General features: G+C 71.8%; 12 protein-coding genes. 6 read left to right on the forward strand and 6 right to left on the reverse strand.

The genetic code is table 11. The annotated features are described in order from the left end of the window. Positions 1-78 precede the first annotated feature (78 nt). The 3 genes from ACSUPT_RS20385 to ACSUPT_RS20395 are packed head-to-tail and all read right to left on the reverse strand — an operon-like array spanning position 79 to position 2,814. On the reverse strand, positions 79-846 hold the full coding sequence (locus tag ACSUPT_RS20385) for an amino acid ABC transporter ATP-binding protein (protein WP_351965854.1): 768 nt from the start codon (positions 844-846) through the stop codon (positions 79-81). After that, positions 843-1,781 carry an amino acid ABC transporter permease gene (locus tag ACSUPT_RS20390; RefSeq protein ID WP_351965853.1) on the reverse strand — a complete coding sequence of 313 codons (939 nt, stop codon included), beginning with the start codon at positions 1,779-1,781 and terminating at the stop codon, positions 843-845. Before ACSUPT_RS20390 ends, ACSUPT_RS20385 begins: the two co-directional genes overlap by 4 nt. Positions 1,782-1,824: 43 nt before the next feature. Further along, positions 1,825-2,814 carry an ABC transporter substrate-binding protein gene (locus tag ACSUPT_RS20395; RefSeq protein WP_351965852.1) on the reverse strand — a complete coding sequence of 330 codons (990 nt, stop codon included), beginning with the start codon at positions 2,812-2,814 and terminating at the stop codon, positions 1,825-1,827. Positions 2,815-3,769: 955 nt separating this feature from the next. Here ACSUPT_RS20395 and ACSUPT_RS20400 point away from each other — a divergent pair. The 5 genes from ACSUPT_RS20400 (at position 3,770) to ACSUPT_RS20420 (ending at position 8,753) form a co-directional block, all read left to right on the forward strand. Continuing rightward, positions 3,770-4,993 (forward strand): NAD(P)-dependent malic enzyme, encoded by a 1,224-nt coding sequence (locus tag ACSUPT_RS20400; protein ID WP_436945189.1) that lies wholly within the window; start codon positions 3,770-3,772, stop codon positions 4,991-4,993. A gap of 293 nt (positions 4,994-5,286) precedes the next feature. Continuing rightward, positions 5,287-5,553, forward strand: a complete 267-nt coding sequence (locus ACSUPT_RS20405; protein WP_399216844.1) for a hypothetical protein — start codon at positions 5,287-5,289, stop codon at positions 5,551-5,553. Next, positions 5,550-5,996 carry a hypothetical protein gene (locus ACSUPT_RS20410; protein ID WP_436945191.1) on the forward strand — a complete coding sequence of 149 codons (447 nt, stop codon included), beginning with the start codon at positions 5,550-5,552 and terminating at the stop codon, positions 5,994-5,996. The genes ACSUPT_RS20405 and ACSUPT_RS20410 overlap by 4 nt, the downstream gene beginning before the upstream one ends. A 233-nt stretch (positions 5,997-6,229) precedes the next feature. Next, a complete protein-coding gene (locus tag ACSUPT_RS20415; protein ID WP_404144575.1) occupies positions 6,230-7,198 on the forward strand; it encodes a zinc-binding dehydrogenase in 969 nt (322 codons plus the stop codon). Between the two features lie 121 nt (positions 7,199-7,319). Then, positions 7,320-8,753 (forward strand): glycoside hydrolase family 5 protein, encoded by a 1,434-nt coding sequence (locus tag ACSUPT_RS20420; RefSeq protein WP_436945192.1) that lies wholly within the window; start codon positions 7,320-7,322, stop codon positions 8,751-8,753. A 27-nt stretch (positions 8,754-8,780) separates the two neighbouring features. Here the strand turns inward: ACSUPT_RS20420 and ACSUPT_RS20425 are convergent, their stop codons facing one another. Continuing rightward, complete coding sequence (locus ACSUPT_RS20425; RefSeq protein ID WP_436945194.1) at positions 8,781-9,830, reverse strand: helix-turn-helix transcriptional regulator; 1,050 nt, start codon at positions 9,828-9,830, stop codon at positions 8,781-8,783. 205 nt (positions 9,831-10,035) lie between these two features. Here ACSUPT_RS20425 and ACSUPT_RS20430 point away from each other — a divergent pair, with 205 nt between their 5' ends. Further along, on the forward strand, positions 10,036-10,917 hold the full coding sequence (locus ACSUPT_RS20430; RefSeq protein WP_403503252.1) for a hypothetical protein: 882 nt from the start codon (positions 10,036-10,038) through the stop codon (positions 10,915-10,917). A gap of 69 nt (positions 10,918-10,986) precedes the next feature. Here ACSUPT_RS20430 and ACSUPT_RS20435 read toward each other — a convergent pair whose 3' ends face one another. Beyond that, entirely contained in the window at positions 10,987-11,166 is a 180-nt protein-coding gene (locus tag ACSUPT_RS20435) for a DUF6104 family protein (RefSeq protein ID WP_023586593.1), read from the reverse strand. 131 nt (positions 11,167-11,297) lie between these two features. Further along, on the reverse strand, positions 11,298-15,155 hold the full coding sequence (locus tag ACSUPT_RS20440; protein WP_351965844.1) for a multifunctional oxoglutarate decarboxylase/oxoglutarate dehydrogenase thiamine pyrophosphate-binding subunit/dihydrolipoyllysine-residue succinyltransferase subunit: 3,858 nt from the start codon (positions 15,153-15,155) through the stop codon (positions 11,298-11,300). Between the last annotated feature and the right edge of the window lie 206 nt (positions 15,156-15,361).

The raw sequence follows: 15,361 nt of genomic DNA on the forward strand, positions 1-15,361 counted from the left end.
CGGACCCGGGCGAGGGGCGCCGCCCGCCAGGCAGGACCTGGCGGGCGGCGCCCCTTCGGGCGTTCACGGCCGCGGCCGCTACAGCACCTTCGACAGGAACGCCTTGGTCCGGTCGTGCTGCGGGTTCGTCAGGACGTCGCGCGGGTTGCCCGACTCGACGACCACACCGCCGTCCATGAACACCAGCGAGTCGCCGACCTCGCGCGCGAAGCCCATCTCGTGGGTGACGACGACCATCGTCATACCCGACTCGGCCAGGTCCCGCATGACGTCCAGGACGTCACCGACCAGCTCCGGGTCGAGCGCCGACGTGGGCTCGTCGAACAGCATCAGCTTGGGCTCCATGGCCAGCGCGCGGGCGATCGCGACGCGCTGCTGCTGGCCGCCGGACAGCTGCGACGGGTAGTGGCCGGCGCGGTCGCCGAGGCCCACCCGGTCCAGCAGCTTCAGCGCCCGCTCGCGGGCCACCGCCTTGGACTCCCGCTTGACCTGGACCGGCGCCTCCATGACGTTCTCGACGGCCGTCATGTGCGGGAACAGGTTGAAGCGCTGGAACACCATGCCGATGTCCCGCCGCTTCAGCGCGACCTCGCTGTCCTTGAGCTCGTACAGCTTGTCGCCCTTCTGGCGGTAGCCGACCAGCTCGCCGTCGACGTACAGCCGGCCGGCGTTGATCTTCTCCAGGTGGTTGATGCAGCGCAGGAACGTCGACTTGCCGGAGCCGGACGGGCCGATGAGGCAGAACACCTCGCCCGGCGCGACCTCCAGGTCGATGCCCTTCAGGATGTGCGCGGCGCCGTAGGACTTGTGGACGCCCTCGGCCTTCACCATGGCGTTCGCGGTCATGCCTTGCCTCCCTGCCGGCTGGAGAACGACAGCACGTGCGTCTTCACCTTCTGCCACGGGGTGGCCGGAAGCGAGCGGGAGCTGCCCCGCGCGTAGTACCGCTCCAGGTAGTACTGGCCGACGCTCAGGACCGAGGTCATGATCAGGTACCAGGCGGCCGCGAGGAAGTACATCTCCACCGGGGCGCCGGACGTCTGGCCGATGTCCTGGGCGTGCTTGAACAGCTCGAAGTACTGCACCGCCGCCACCAGCGAGGTCGTCTTGAGCATGTTGATGACCTCGTTGCCCGTGGGCGGCACGATGACGCGCATCGCCTGCGGGATCACGATGCGGCGCAGCGTCTTGCCGTGGCTCATGCCCAGGGCGTGGGACGCCTCGGTCTGGCCCTCGTCGACGGCGAGGAGGCCCGCGCGGCAGATCTCGGCCATGTACGCGGCCTCGTTCAGGCCCAGACCCAGGAGCGCCGTGAGGAACGGCGTCATGAAGTCGGACCACTCGTCCTTGTAGAACGGGCCGAGGTTGATGTACTCGAAGACCAGGCCCAGGTTGAACCAGAGGAAGAGCTGGACCAGGACCGGGGTGCCGCGGAAGAACCAGATGTAGAACCAGGCGATGGACGACGTCACCGGGTTCTTCGACAGCCGCATGACGGCGAGCAGGATGCCGCCGACGATGCCGATGGTCATCGACAGGACGGTCAGCAGCAGCGTCTGGCCGACGCCCTCGATGATCCGGTCGTCGAAGAAGTAGTCGGGGATGGCGCCCCAGTTGATCTTGCCCTGCGCGAACGCGTAGACGATCGCCACGAAGGCCGCGATGGCGACGGCGGCGCTGATGTACCGGCCGTAGTGGCGGACCGGGATCGCCTTGATCGCCTCGGGACCGGAGGGCGGGAGCGCGCCCTCCGGGCCCTTCTTCTCGATGTCAGTTGTCACAGTGGTGGTGCCTCTCAGTGGCCTGTGGGTGCCCGGCCTTGGATCAGGAACCGCCGTTGATCTTGGCCTCGGTCACGGCGCCCTGGGCGACGCCCCACTTGTCGAGGACCTTCTTGTACTCGCCGTTGGCGATGATCGCGTCCAGGGCGGCCTTGATCGCGTCGCGCAGCTGCGTGTTGTTCTTGGCGACCGCGATGCCGTACGGGGCGGCCTCGACCTGCTCGCCGACGATCTGGAAGTCGTTGCCGCCGCCGGAGGTCTTCACGGTGTACGCGGCGACCGGGAAGTCGGAGGAGCCGGCGTCCGCGCCGCCCGCGCGCAGACGGGTCTGGGCGAGCTGGTCGGTGTCGAAGGCCTCGATCGTGATGGCCGGCTTCTTGCCGTCCACGCACTTCTTCGACTCGGACTTCGCCAGGTCCTCGGAGACCGTGCCGCGCTGGACGACGATCTTCTTGCCGCAGAGGTCGGCCCAGGACTTGATGCCCTTGTCGTCGCCCTTCTTGGTGTAGATCGAGACGCCGGCGTTGAAGTAGTCGACGAAGTCGACGCCCTCGCCGACCTTCTTCTTCGTCTCCGAGTCGATGCCCTGCTGGCGGTCCTTGGTGTCCGTCATGGCGGACATCGCGATGTCGTACCGCTTGGCGCGCAGACCGGTGATCAGGGTGTCGAAGGTGCCGTTCTCGAACTGGAACTTCACGCCGAGCTGCTTGCCCATGGCGTCGGCCAGGTCGGGGTCGATGCCGACCGTCTTGCCGTCCTTGTCCTTGAACTCGACAGGGGCGTACGCGATGTCCGAGCCGACCTTGATGACGCCCTTGTCGCGGATGTCCTTCGGCAGCTTGTCGGCCAGCGGGGCGGAGGCGACCGCCGAGCCCTTGGTCTCCTTCTCGGAGGCACCGTTCTGCGTCTGGTCGCCACACGCGGTGAGCAGCATGGCGCCGGCGACCGCGGTGGCCGCGACCGCGACGGTCCGGGACGCCCGCAGCGTCCGGGGTTTCGCGGCGGTCGGGCGGTGGGTGGTGCTTGCGGTCATGGTCGGGTTCCTCCGGAGGGTGAAAGGAATGCCAAGGGGTCGGGCACGCACCTTCGGGTGTCGCGACCTCGTGTGATTACGGCATCTTGCCATTCGGACCACCCCGAACAAGGGGCTCAGCATGTCAAAATCGGGTAACGGGTGACCCCTGAACCTCAACAACCCGGCCCACCATGGCCGGACCTTCTGCGGACACACCGGAGACGCGCCGGAAAATCTCCTGTCGATCTCGCTATCCGGACGGGATTGGAGTTGCAATCCGGCGCCGGGGAGGACTTGTCCAGACATTCGCCTATGAGTCATGTCACCGGCTCGCGGTGCGCTCTGGGCGCGAATGACCGGATACGTGAACCCCCGGTGACCGGCCGCGATGGGCCGTTTCGTCCGAATGCCCGAACGGGGCGGTCGCCCCTTTCCCGGGCGCGCGGTGATCGGCGGCCGGACGGGCGGTGCCCCGGCGGCCGGACGGGCGGTGCCCGGCGGTCGGGCGTGCGGTGCCCGGCGATCGGCGAGGTGGTGGCCGGGTGCTCCCGGCCGCGGCCCGCGTCCCTTCCCGAGGGTGCGCGTGGGCGTGCTCCGGCGGGCCCGCACGGCGACCCGTACGGGGCGTCCGGCGTCCCCGCCGGACGCCTCCGCGTCGCCCGTGGGACACCCCCGGGAAAGCTACCGGCCGGTTGTGCGCCCCTTACCGGACGCGGTCGGCGGGCTCCGCGGGCGGGGTGACCGTTCTCGCGGCGAATCCGACTCGTCTGCCGGGCCCTCCGTCAGGTAAGAAGGACCCTTACACCCCTCATCCGGGGCTCAGGGCGCGTTGTGCGGCGCGCCCGCGCGTTCGTACCAGTCCCCGCGGGGGCGGGCCAACCGCCTGCCGCGAGGCACGGACGCGGTGCCCGCCCACCCCTCCTCAACCAGGAGTGGCCACCCTCAGACCATGAAGAATTAAGGGGTCAACCCAATGGCAGCGGAGATCGTCAACCCTCGTAGCGACAGCGATACCGACGGCGGTACGCGCGGCGCTTCGGACGAACCCTTCGACCCGGCATTCGCCCTCCACCGGGGCGGCAAGATGGCCGTGCAGGCCACCGTCCCGGTCCGCGACAAGGACGACCTGTCCCTCGCGTACACGCCCGGTGTGGCGAAGGTGTGCAGCGCCATCGCCGAGCGTCCCGAACTCGTCCACGACTACACCTGGAAGTCCCAGGTCGTCGCCGTCGTCACGGACGGCACGGCCGTCCTGGGCCTCGGTGACATCGGGCCCGAGGCCTCCCTCCCCGTGATGGAGGGCAAGGCCATCCTCTTCAAGCAGTTCGGCGGCGTGGACGCGGTGCCCATCGCGCTCGCCACGACCGACGCCGACGAGATCGTCGAGACCGTCGTCCGGCTCGCCCCCTCCTTCGGCGGGGTCAACCTGGAGGACATCTCGGCGCCGCGCTGCTTCGAGATCGAGCGGAAGCTCCAGGAGCGCCTCGACATCCCGGTCTTCCACGACGACCAGCACGGCACGGCCATCGTCACCCTGGCGGCCCTGCGCAACGCGGCCAAGCTCACCGGGCGCGGGCTCGGCGAGCTGCGCGCCGTGATCTCCGGCGCGGGCGCGGCCGGCGTGGCGATCGCGAAGTTCCTGCTGGAGGCCGGTCTCGGCGATGTGGCGGTCGCGGACCGCAAGGGCATCGTCAGCCGGGACCGGGAGGACCTGACGCCGGTCAAGCGGGAGCTCGCCGAGATCACCAACAAGGCCGGGCTCTCCGGATCGCTGGAGTCGGCCCTCGCCGGCGCCGACGTCTTCATCGGCGTCTCCGGCGGTACGGTGCCGGAGCCGGCGGTCGCGTCGATGGCGCCGAACTCGTTCGTGTTCGCCATGGCCAACCCGAACCCGGAGGTCCACCCGGAGGTCGCCCACAAGTACGCGGCGGTCGTGGCCACCGGCCGGTCGGACTTCCCGAACCAGATCAACAACGTGCTGGCCTTCCCCGGGATCTTCGCGGGCGCCCTCCAGGTGCGGGCCTCCCGCATCACCGAGGGCATGAAGATCGCGGCGGCCAACGCGCTGGCGGACGTCGTCGGCGACGACCTCGCCGCCGACTACGTGATCCCGTCGCCGTTCGACGAGCGCGTGGCCCCCGCGGTCACCGCCGCCGTCGCGGCGGCCGCCCGCGCGGAGGGCGTCGCCCGCCGCTGACGCGAGCCGGGCGCCCGCGCCGGAGCACGGCCGGGCGCCCCGCGGACGTGGGGCGGGTCGCTCGCACCGACGTGAGGGGTGTGCCCGTGCCGGTGTGAGCCGGTCGGTCCCGCGCCGGTCCAGGCGGGCGGACCGATACGACACGAGTCCCGAGGGCCGCGCTCCCTCCCCGTGCGGGGGAGGGGGCGCGGCCCTTCGGTGAACGTGACGTACGGGCCCTGGAGACCGTGCTTTCGGAAGCGGCGTCCCGAGGGGAGGAGGTCATACCTCGCCGACCTTGCCATACTTGCAGTATGGCCACGCGGAAGATCACCATCACCGTGCCGGAAGAACTGGTGGAGTCGATCAAGGAGCGCGTCGATGCGCGCGGGGTGTCCGGGTATATCGCGGCCGCCGCCGCTCATCAGGACGCCATGGACCGACTGCGCGAATGGGCCGAGCGCCTCGAAGAGGAGCACGGCTCCGTGACGGACGACGAGCAGCAAGCAGCGCTGGACCGCATCGCCGCTATTGACGACTGGCATGACGAGCGGCGATCGAGTTCGGACGAGGCCGCGTGAGCCGCACCGCCCGAGCCAAGCCGCTCCGGCCGCGGCAGCGCGTCTTCGTGTTCGACTCCGAGGCTCTCTCCAAGGCGGTTCAGGGTGACCGGGAGATGGCTGCGCTGATCAAGACGGCACCGCGGATGGACATCCCGATCGTCACCTCGGCGCTCACGACCCTGGAAGCATGGGACCCTCGTGAAACGTCGAGGCAGGCACTGTGGAACTGGACCCTCTCCCGGATTCGCATCGTGCACACGGACGACCAGGTGATCGCCATGGCACGCGACATGCTGAAAGGAGCCGGCCTGCATGGACGCAAGTACGCCATCGACGCCGTTCTGGCGGCCGTGGCCGGGCAGGCAGCCGTGCGGGGAGCCCAGACGACGGTCTTCACCTCCGACACCGACGACATGAGTCAACTCCTCTCGGGACACCCCGTGCGCATCGAGAAGGTCTGAGGAGACACCGCCCGCACTGGAGTGACGACCAGGGCATTCGTGCGGGCGGGTGGGGTGGCCTTGTCACCCGGTGTCGGTGTCGGCGGCCGCCGTGCGCCGGGTGCCCCCTCGCGGCGGGTGGTGAGGCTGCGGGGCGGGGGCGTGCCGTCCGAGGCGCTCGGGACCTCGGAGGGACGCGTGTCACACAGGGGCGTGGTTCCTTCCGGTGACCGAACACGCCTAGTCTCAGGGCCATGTTCGCTGCCTATGCCGCACGTATCGACCGCGATCAGCCCCTCAACGGCCTTGAGCTGGGTGACCGCCCGGAGCCCGAGGTACGGCCGGGCTGGACCACCGTCACCGTCAAGGCCGCCTCCCTCAACCACCACGACCTGTGGTCCCTGCGCGGGGTGGGCCTGCCCGAGGACAAGCTGCCGATGATCCTCGGCTGCGACGCCGCCGGACTCGACGAGGACGGCAACGAGGTCGTCATCCACTCCGTCATCGGCCAGACCGGCCACGGAGTCGGGCCCCGTGAGCCCCGCTCCATCCTGACCGAGCGCTACCAGGGCACGTTCGCCGAGCGGGTCGCCGTGCCCGCCTGGAACGTGCTGCCCAAGCCGAAGGAGCTCAGCTTCGAGGAGGCCGCCTGCCTCCCGACCGCCTGGCTCACCGCGTACCGCATGCTCTTCACCAACGCCGGGGTCCGCCCCGGCGACTCCGTGCTCGTCCAGGGCGCGGGCGGCGGGGTCGCGACCGCCGCGATCGTCCTGGGCAAGGCGGCCGGCCTGCGGGTCTTCGCCACCAGCCGGGACGAGGCCAAGCGCAAGCGCGCCGTCGACCTGGGCGCCGTCGACGCGTTCGAGCCGGGCGCGCGGCTGCCGCAGCGCGTGGACGCCGTCATCGAGACGGTCGGCGCCGCCACCTGGTCCCACTCGGTCAAGTCGCTCAAGCCGGGCGGCACCCTGGTCATCTCCGGCGCCACCAGCGGCGACCGTCCCTCGCACGCCGAGCTGACCCGGATCTTCTTCCTGGAGCTGAAGGTCGTCGGCTCCACCATGGGCTCCAAGGACGAGCTGGAGGACCTGCTGTCCTTCTGCGCCGCCACCGGCGTCCGGCCCGTCATCGACGAGGTGCTGCCCCTGGACCGGGCGCGCGAGGGCTTCGCCAAGATGGAGTCGGGCGACCTGTTCGGGAAGGTCGTGCTCACGCCCGCCTCCTGACGCCCCGGCTCGACGGAGCGGGCTTTTCCGTACCGGTACTTGAGGGTTCGTCACTTCTGCTGTGGGATCTCCGGCATCGCGTCGCGTACGAGCGTCACGTCACGCCTGCCGGAGGTCCACCATGCGTAGCCCCACGCGTACCACCGTCTGCGCCGCCGCCCTCGCCGCCCTGCTCGCCGGGGCCTTCCCGCCGGCCGGCGCGGCCCCCCGGGACGAAGCCCCCGGCGCGCGGGCGCTTCCGCGAGCCGCCGCCGTCAGTGACGGCATCCCCCCGCTCACCGACGACCGCGGGCGCGTCCTGACCCTGCGCGGCTGGAACGTCGAGGACAAGGCGAACCGCGGCGCCGCCGCCCTGTCCGCCGTCACCGAGCGCCACTTCCGCGACCTGGCCGCCCACGGCTTCGGCTTCGCCCGCCTCCTGGTCTTCTGGGACGACCTGGAGCCCCGGCGGGGCCGGTACAGCGAGACGTACCTGCGGAAGATCGAGCGCGTCCTCGACTGGGCGCACAAGCACCGCGTCCAGGTCGTCATCGACGCCCACCAGGACGTGTTCGGCCCGGCCTTCGGGCACCGCGGCATCCCGGAGTGGGCGACCCGCACCGACGGGCTGCCGTTCACCCCGCGCCCCGACGACTGGTTCTCCGAGTACTTCGAGCCGGCCGTCCAGCGCGCCTTCACCCACCTCTACGAGGACGAGGATCTGCGCCGCGCCCAGGCCGCGATGTGGCGGGTCCTCGCCGCCCGGTTCGCGGACCACCCGGCGGTCCTCGGATACGACCTGATCAACGAACCGATGGGCGAACTGCGCGAGGGCGAGGACCTGGCGGCCGCCGCCCGCCGCATCGAGGCCGAGCAGCTGACGCCCATGTACCGGCGGCTCGCCGCGGCCGTGCGGGCCGTGGACCGGGACAACTGGCTGTTCGTGGAGCCCACGCCGATCGTCGGGGAGGGCGTGCCGACCGCGCTCGGCCGGATCGGCGACCCGAAGACCGTCTACGCCCCGCACTTCTACAACACCGCCATGGAGGCGGGCGCCGACTACGACCCCGCAGCCGGCTGGATCGAGGCGTACGAGGCGGCGGTCGTGGAGTACCCCAAGGCGTACAAGGTGCCCGTCGTCGTGGGGGAGTGGGGCCCGCTGAACAACTCCCTGCCGCACATGGGCCGCTTCTACCGCGACGCCCTCGCCTCGCTGAACCGCTACAGCTCCGGCTGGGCGGGCTACGTGTGGTGCTACGGCGGCGGGTACTGCGCGCTGGACGCGGAGGGCCGGTTCCGCGCGAACAAGGACGCCACGGCCGCGCCGTACGCCCCGGCCGTGGCGGGCGCGGTACGCGAGGAGGCCCACGCGCAGAACGCCTACCGGGTGGTGTACACCGCCCGGCCCGGCGTCACCGAGCTGTCCCTGCCGCCCTCCGCGCGCGGCTGGCGCGTCCGGGTGGAGGGGCGGGCCCGGCCGGACCGGACGGAGGTCCCGGCGGCTGGGCGGGCGACGCGGGTGCTGGTACGGGCGGTGCCGGGCGCGACGGTCACCCTGCGGGTCAGCGCGCGCTGACGGCCACGGGGCCGCGCCGGGCCTCCGTCAGTCCTCGTCGGCCGGGCGGAGCAGGGAGGTGAGGCGGGCGGCCGCCGTGCCCAGGTGCCGGCGCGCCTGCGCCAGCTGCGCGGCCGTCACCCCGTGGTCGCGGGCGGCGTCCCGCACCTCGTCGCGGAACCGGTCCAGCAGGCGCTCCAGGTCGCGTGCCGGGTCGTCGCCGGTGGTGGCGTCCTCCGCCCAGTCGGGCGCCCCCTCCGGGCCCGGCTCGTGCCCTGGTGCCGAGGCACCGCCCACCGGGGCGCCGTCCGCCGGTGCCGGGGCGCCGTCCGCCGGGGCGCCGTCCGCCGCGGTGTCGCCCGCCGGGGCGCCGTCCGCCGGTGCCGGGGCGCCGCCGCCCGCCGGGGCGCCGAACAGGCCGCTCAGGCGGCCGGTCAGGTCGGCGAGCCCGTCCCGCACCCCGGCCGGCCAGTCGCCCTGCGCGAGCTGCTCCTGCACCTGCCGGGCGACCCGCCGCATCTCCTGCTGGGCCCACTCCTGGGCCTCCTGCGCCTGGCGGCGCGCCTGCTGCGCCTCCTCGCGGGCCCGGCGCGACTCGTCCTTGGCTCGCCGGGCCTGCTCGCGCCACTCCTGCTTGGCCCGCCGCAGCTCCTCCTTCGCGGCGCGCCACGCCTCCCGGTCCTGGCCGCCGCCGAGCCGGTCCGCCGTGCGGCGCGCCTCGCTCGCCGCCGCCCGCAGCTCCCCGCGCAGCCGGCTCGCGGTGCCCAGCAGGTCGTCGCGGATCCCGGCGGCCAGCTCGGACACCGACTCGCGGATCTCCTGCTCCAGGTCGGCCAGCTCCCCTTCGCGCGCCGCCAGCTCGGCGCGGCCCGCCTCGGTGATCGAGTACACCTTGCGGCCGCCCTCGGAGGTGTGCCGGACCAGGCCCTCGGCCTCCAGCTTGGCGAGCCGGGGGTAGACCGTGCCGGCGGAGGGCGCGTACAGGCCCTCGAAGCGCTCCTCCAGGAGGCGGATCACCTCGTAGCCGTGGCGGGGGGACTCGTCGAGCAGCTTCAGCAGATACAGCCGCAGACGGCCGTGGGCGAAGACGGGGGGCATGGCACAGCCTTTCCGGAGGGTACGTCGTGGGCCGCGGGGGCGGGGGCGGCGCCGCGGGGCGGCGCGGCTCCCCGGGGAGGCGGACGGGAGGCGGAGACGCGGCATATCGCGTGTGCGGCCCGCTTGCACGATATATCGCGGATGAGGGAAGTCAAGACCGCCGTGAAACCGTCACAACCGGGCGAATTGCCCTAGCGTATGGCTCATGAACGCGACATCGACCGGTGCGCTGCTGCTCTGCCGGGCCGAGCCCGACGCGGTGGCCGCCCCCGCCCGCCTGCTGCGCGAGCATGTCGTCCTCGCCCCGGCGGGAGCGGAGTGGAGCGTCCTCGTCCCGGAGGGCCGCCCCTGGCTGGACGGCTCCGAACCGGTCGAGCGGATCGCCACCGGCTGGGCCACCGCCCTCGCCGTCGGCGCCCCCTGGCCGGTCGTCGCCCTGTGGTGGGACGGCGAACGGGCCGGGCACACCCTGGCGTACGGGTTCCGCCGCCCGGTCGACTACACCTGGCTCGCGGACGGCACGCCCGTCGGGATGGACGAGGCGATGCTGACCTTCGCCGAGCGCCTGGGCCTCGACCCGGTCCTGGACGTGCAGGACCTCCAGGCCCTCACCCGCCCCGACCCGGACGCCGACGCCCGCGCCCGCCTCCTGGGCCTCGTCGCCGTCCTCGCCCGGCTCGGCCTCGAACTGCCGCCCGGCGTCCAGCCCGGCGAGGCCACCACGCATCTGCGCGCCGCCGCCCAGGCCCACCCGGACGCCCGCGGCGTGGAGGGCCACGGCTGGCGCGACGCCGTACGGGCCGAGCTGAGCGTCCCCGACGGGGCCCTGGCACGGCTGCCGGGCCTCCTCGCCCGCCTCCAGGTCGCCGTCGGGCTCCCCCTGCTCGCCTGGGCCCTGGCCCGGCGCACGTCCCGCTCCGGCTGGACCGCCGCGGGGGCGCTGCTCACGGCGCAGGGCGCGGCGGGACTCGCGTACGAGCGGCTCCGCGCCGTACAGCGCCGCGACGAGGGCGTACAGCGCCGTGAAGGGGCCGTACAGCGCCGTGAAGGGGCCGAGGGGCCGCTCAGGCCCAACGGGCCGCTCTGAGGTCCGACGGGCGCCGGGGCGACGGGAAAGGCCCGGTGGCGCGGCCCGCAGCCCGACGGGCCGCCGGGGCTACTCCTCGTCCTCGTCGTCCAGCCGCGCCAGCCAGGTCGCCAGCCGCTCGACCGGCACCTCGAAGTCCGGGTTCAGGTCCACGAACGTCCGCAGCTGCTCGGCCAGCCACTCGAAGGTGACCTCCTCCTCGCCACGCCGCTTCTCCAGCTCCTCGATGCCGCGATCGGTGAAGTACAAGACACGTCTCCTGAATCCTGCCGGGGCGCTCCCCGGGTGGTCCCTCTCAGGGTAGGGCGCCCGGCACGCCGGAGGGCCCGGCACCCCCTTCGGGTGCCGGGCCCTCCGGCGTACGCGCGTACGGCTGCCGGTCAGGCGTCGAACACCTCGTTGACCAGCTGGATCTGCTCCGCCTGGTGGCGCTTGGCCGAGCCGACCGCCGGGGAGGAGCTGTGCGGCCGCGAGATGCGGCGCAGGCGCTCGCCCTGCGGGATGTCGGCGCCGACCGCCAGGTCCAGGTGGTCGATCAGGTTGAGCGCGATGAACGGCCACGCACCCTGGTTCGCCGGCTCCTCCTGCGCCCAGATGTACTTCTCGGCGCCCGAGTACTTGGCGATCTCCGCCTGGAGCTCGGCGCCCGGCAGCGGGTACAGCCGCTCGAGGCGGATGATCGCCGTGTCGGTGACACCGCGCTTCTGACGCTCGGCCTCCAGGTCGTAGTAGACCTTGCCGGAGCAGAAGACGACCTTGCGGACGGCGGCCGGGTCGGCCGTCGTGTCGCCGATCACCGGGCGGAACGAGCCGGTGGTGAACTCCTCCAGCTTCGACGCGGCGGCCTTCAGACGCAGCATCGACTTCGGCGTGAAGACGACCAGCGGCTTGTGGTGCGGGTTGTGCACCTGCCAGCGCAGAAGGTGGAAGTAGTTCGACGGCAGCGTCGGCATGGCGACCGTCATGTTGTTCTGCGCGCACATCTGCAGGAAGCGCTCCGGGCGGGCGGACGAGTGGTCCGGGCCCTGGCCCTCGTAGCCGTGCGGCAGCAGCAGCGTGACGCCGGAGGTCTGGCCCCACTTCTGCTCGGCCGAGGAGATGAACTCGTCGACGACCGTCTGCGCGCCGTTGACGAAGTCGCCGAACTGCGCCTCCCACATGACCAGCGCGTCCGGGCGGGCCAGCGAGTAGCCGTACTCGAAGCCCATCGCCGCGTACTCGCTGAGCAGCGAGTCGTAGACGTTGTACCGGGCCTGGTCGTCGGACAGGTAGAGCAGCGGGGTGTAGTCCTCGCCGGTCACCTGGTCCACCAGCACCGCGTGGCGCTGGCCGAACGTGCCGCGGCGGGAGTCCTGGCCGGCGAGGCGGACCGGGACGCCCTCCATCAGCAGCGAGCCGATGGCGAGGGTCTCGCCCATGCCCCAGTCGATGGTGCCGTCGTAGATCGACTGCGCGCGGCGCTGGAGCTGCGGCATCAGGCGCGGGTGGACCGTGATGTGGTCCGGGATGTTGACCTGCGACTCGGCGACCCGCTTGATGACCTCCTGCGGGACGGCCGTGTTCACGCCCTCCGCCGGGAAGCCGGCCTGCGGGTCGACACCGGCGGCCGGGCTGGGCTGCGCCGTGGCCTCGCGGACCTCGGTGAAGACCTTCTCCAGCTGGCCCTGGAAGTCCTGGAGCGCCTGCTCCGCCTCCTCCAGGGTGATGTCGCCGCGGCCGATCAGCGACTCGGTGTACAGCTTGCGCACCGAGCGCTTCTGGTCGATCAGCGTGTACATCTGCGGGTTCGTGAACTGCGGGTTGTCGCCCTCGTTGTGACCGCGGCGGCGGTAGCAGATGAGGTCGATCACGACGTCCTTGTTGAACGTCTGGCGGAACTCGAAGGCGAGCCGCGCCACGCGGACGCACGCCTCCGGGTCGTCGCCGTTCACGTGGAAGATCGGCGCCTCGATCATGCGGGCCACGTCCGTGGCGTACATCGAGGAGCGCGAGGACTCCGGGGCGGCGGTGAAGCCGACCTGGTTGTTGATGACGATGTGGACCGTGCCGCCGGTGCGGTAGCCGCGCAGCTGCGACATGTTCAGCGTCTCGGCGACGACGCCCTGGCCCGCGAAGGCCGCGTCGCCGTGCAGGGCGACGGGCAGGACGGTGAAGTCCGTGCCGGCCTTGCCGATGATGTCCTGCTTGGCGCGGACGACGCCCTCCAGGACCGGGTCGACGGCCTCCAGGTGGGAGGGGTTCGCGACCAGGCTGACCTTGATCTGCTCGCCGTCGAGGCCGGTGAAGGTCCCCTCGGCGCCCAGGTGGTACTTCACGTCGCCGGAGCCGTGCATCGACTTCGGGTCGAGGTTGCCCTCGAACTCGCGGAAGATCTGCGCGTACGACTTGCCGACGATGTTCGCGAGGACGTTCAGGCGGCCGCGGTGGGCCATGCCGATGACGACCTCGTCCAGGCGCGACTCGGCCGCCGAGTCGATCACGGCGTCGAGCAGCGGGATGACGGACTCGCCGCCCTCCAGGCTGAACCGCTTCTGGCCGACGTACTTGGTCTGCAGGAAGGTCTCGAACGCCTCGGCGGCGTTCAGGCGGCGCAGGATGCGCAGCTGCTCCTCGCGCTCCGGCTTGGAGTGCGGGCGCTCCACGCGGTCCTGGATCCACTTGCGCTGCTTCGGGTCCTGGATGTGCATGAACTCGATGCCGGTGGTGCGGCAGTACGAGTCGCGCAGGACGCCGAGGATGTCGCGCAGCTTCATCATCGACTTGCCGCCGAAGCCGCCGACCGCGAACTCCCGCTCCAGGTCCCACAGGGTGAGGCCGTGCTCGGTGATGTCCAGGTCGGGGTGCTTGCGCTGGCGGTACTCCAGCGGGTCGGTGTCGGCCATGACGTGGCCGCGCACCCGGTAGGAGTGGATCAGCTCGAAGACGCGCGCGGCCTTGGTGACGTCGTCGTCGTGCGACGCGTCGATGTCCCGCAGCCAGCGGACCGGCTCGTAGGGGATGCGCAGGGACTTGAAGATGTCGTCGTAGAAGCCGTCCTCGCCCAGGAGGAGGTTCGACACGATCCGCAGGAACTCGCCGGACGCGGCGCCCTGGATGACGCGGTGGTCGTACGTCGAGGTGAGGGTCATCACCTTGGAGATGCCCAGCTTGTTCAGGGTGTCCTGCGAGGTGCCCTGGAACTCGGCCGGGTAGTCCATCGAGCCGACACCCATGATCACCGACTGGCCGGGCATCAGGCGCGGCACGGAGTGGACCGTGCCGAGGCCGCCCGGGTTGGTCAGGGAGACCGTGACGCCGGTGAAGTCGTCCATGGTGAGCTTGTTCGCGCGGGCGCGGCGGACGATGTCCTCGTACGCCTGCCAGAACTCGAAGAAGCCCAGCGTCTCGGCCTTCTTGATGGCCGCGACGACCAGCTGGCGGTCGCCGTTCGGCTTCACCAGGTCGATGGCGAGGCCCAGGTTCACGTGCTCGGGCTTGACCAGGGTCGGCTTGCCGTCCTTGATCTGGTACGACCAGTTCATGGAGGGCATCGCCTTGATGGCCTGCACCATCGCGTAGCCGATGATGTGCGTGAAGGAGATCTTCCCGCCGCGGGCACGCTTCAGGTGGTTGTTGATGACGATGCGGTTGTCGAAGAGCAGCTTCACCGGGACGGCGCGGACCGAGGTGGCGGTCGGCATCTCCAGCGAGGCGTCCATGTTCTTCGCGACCGCGCCGGCGGGGCCGCGGAGCGTCACGTACTCCGGGCCGGCCGGGGCCTCGGTCGCCGGGGCCGCGGCGGGCTTGGCCGCAGCCGGCTTGGCGGCGGGCTTCGCGGGCGCGGGCTGGGCGGGGGCCGCCGGGGCGGCCTGCGCCGGAGCGGGCGCCGGGGCCTGCGCGGGAGCGGCGGGCGCGGGCTGCGCCGGGGCCGGGGCGGGGACCTGGGCGGCGGGCGCGGCCGGGGCGGCGGGGGCCTGTGCGGTGGCCTCCGCGGCCGGGGCCGGCTGCGTCACGGTGCCCGCGGCCCCCGAGGCCGCGGGAGCCTCGCCTGCGGGCTTGTCCGCCGAGCCGGAGGCACCCGGCTTGTAGTCGGCGAAGAAGTCCCACCAGGCGCGGTCGACCGAATTCGGGTCCTGGAGGTACTGCTGGTAGATCTCGTCGACGAGCCACTCATTGGCTCCGAAGGCGGCCGCAGGGCTCTGGCCCTGGCCGTCTTGGTCGGTCGAGATGCTCGAGTTACTGGGGGACTGAGACGACACGGCGGCAACCGCCCTCTTCCGCTTCACAAGGTGATGGACAGCGGAAATAAAGGCTACGCCTCTACGAGCGGAAGGTGCAGGCGGGGCGTGCCATCGTCGCGTACATCACATCGAAGCGCGGGTTTCGCGCGCGGAAATGGCGGGAAACAAGCGTGGTTCGACGATGACCGGCTGTGACCGGGTAGCACGCGGCGGAGCTGCGACCT

It is taken from the genome of Streptomyces sp. SudanB25_2051 (assembly GCF_964272635.1).
GTDB lineage: Bacteria > Actinomycetota > Actinomycetes > Streptomycetales > Streptomycetaceae > Streptomyces.

Bases quoted from the DNA above. Each gene is read 5' to 3' on its own strand.
- ACSUPT_RS20400 (WP_436945189.1), top strand. From the start codon at position 3,770: ATGGCAGCGGAGATCGTCAACCCTCGTAGCGACAGCGATACCGACGGC.
- ACSUPT_RS20385 (WP_351965854.1), bottom strand. From the start codon at position 846: ATGACCGCGAACGCCATGGTGAAGGCCGAGGGCGTCCACAAGTCCTAC.
- ACSUPT_RS20395 (WP_351965852.1), bottom strand. From the start codon at position 2,814: ATGACCGCAAGCACCACCCACCGCCCGACCGCCGCGAAACCCCGGACG.
- ACSUPT_RS20405 (WP_399216844.1), top strand. From the start codon at position 5,287: ATGGCCACGCGGAAGATCACCATCACCGTGCCGGAAGAACTGGTGGAG.
- ACSUPT_RS20420 (WP_436945192.1), top strand. From the start codon at position 7,320: ATGCGTAGCCCCACGCGTACCACCGTCTGCGCCGCCGCCCTCGCCGCC.
- ACSUPT_RS20430 (WP_403503252.1), top strand. From the start codon at position 10,036: ATGAACGCGACATCGACCGGTGCGCTGCTGCTCTGCCGGGCCGAGCCC.
- ACSUPT_RS20425 (WP_436945194.1), bottom strand. From the start codon at position 9,830: ATGCCCCCCGTCTTCGCCCACGGCCGTCTGCGGCTGTATCTGCTGAAG.
- ACSUPT_RS20415 (WP_404144575.1), top strand. From the start codon at position 6,230: ATGTTCGCTGCCTATGCCGCACGTATCGACCGCGATCAGCCCCTCAAC.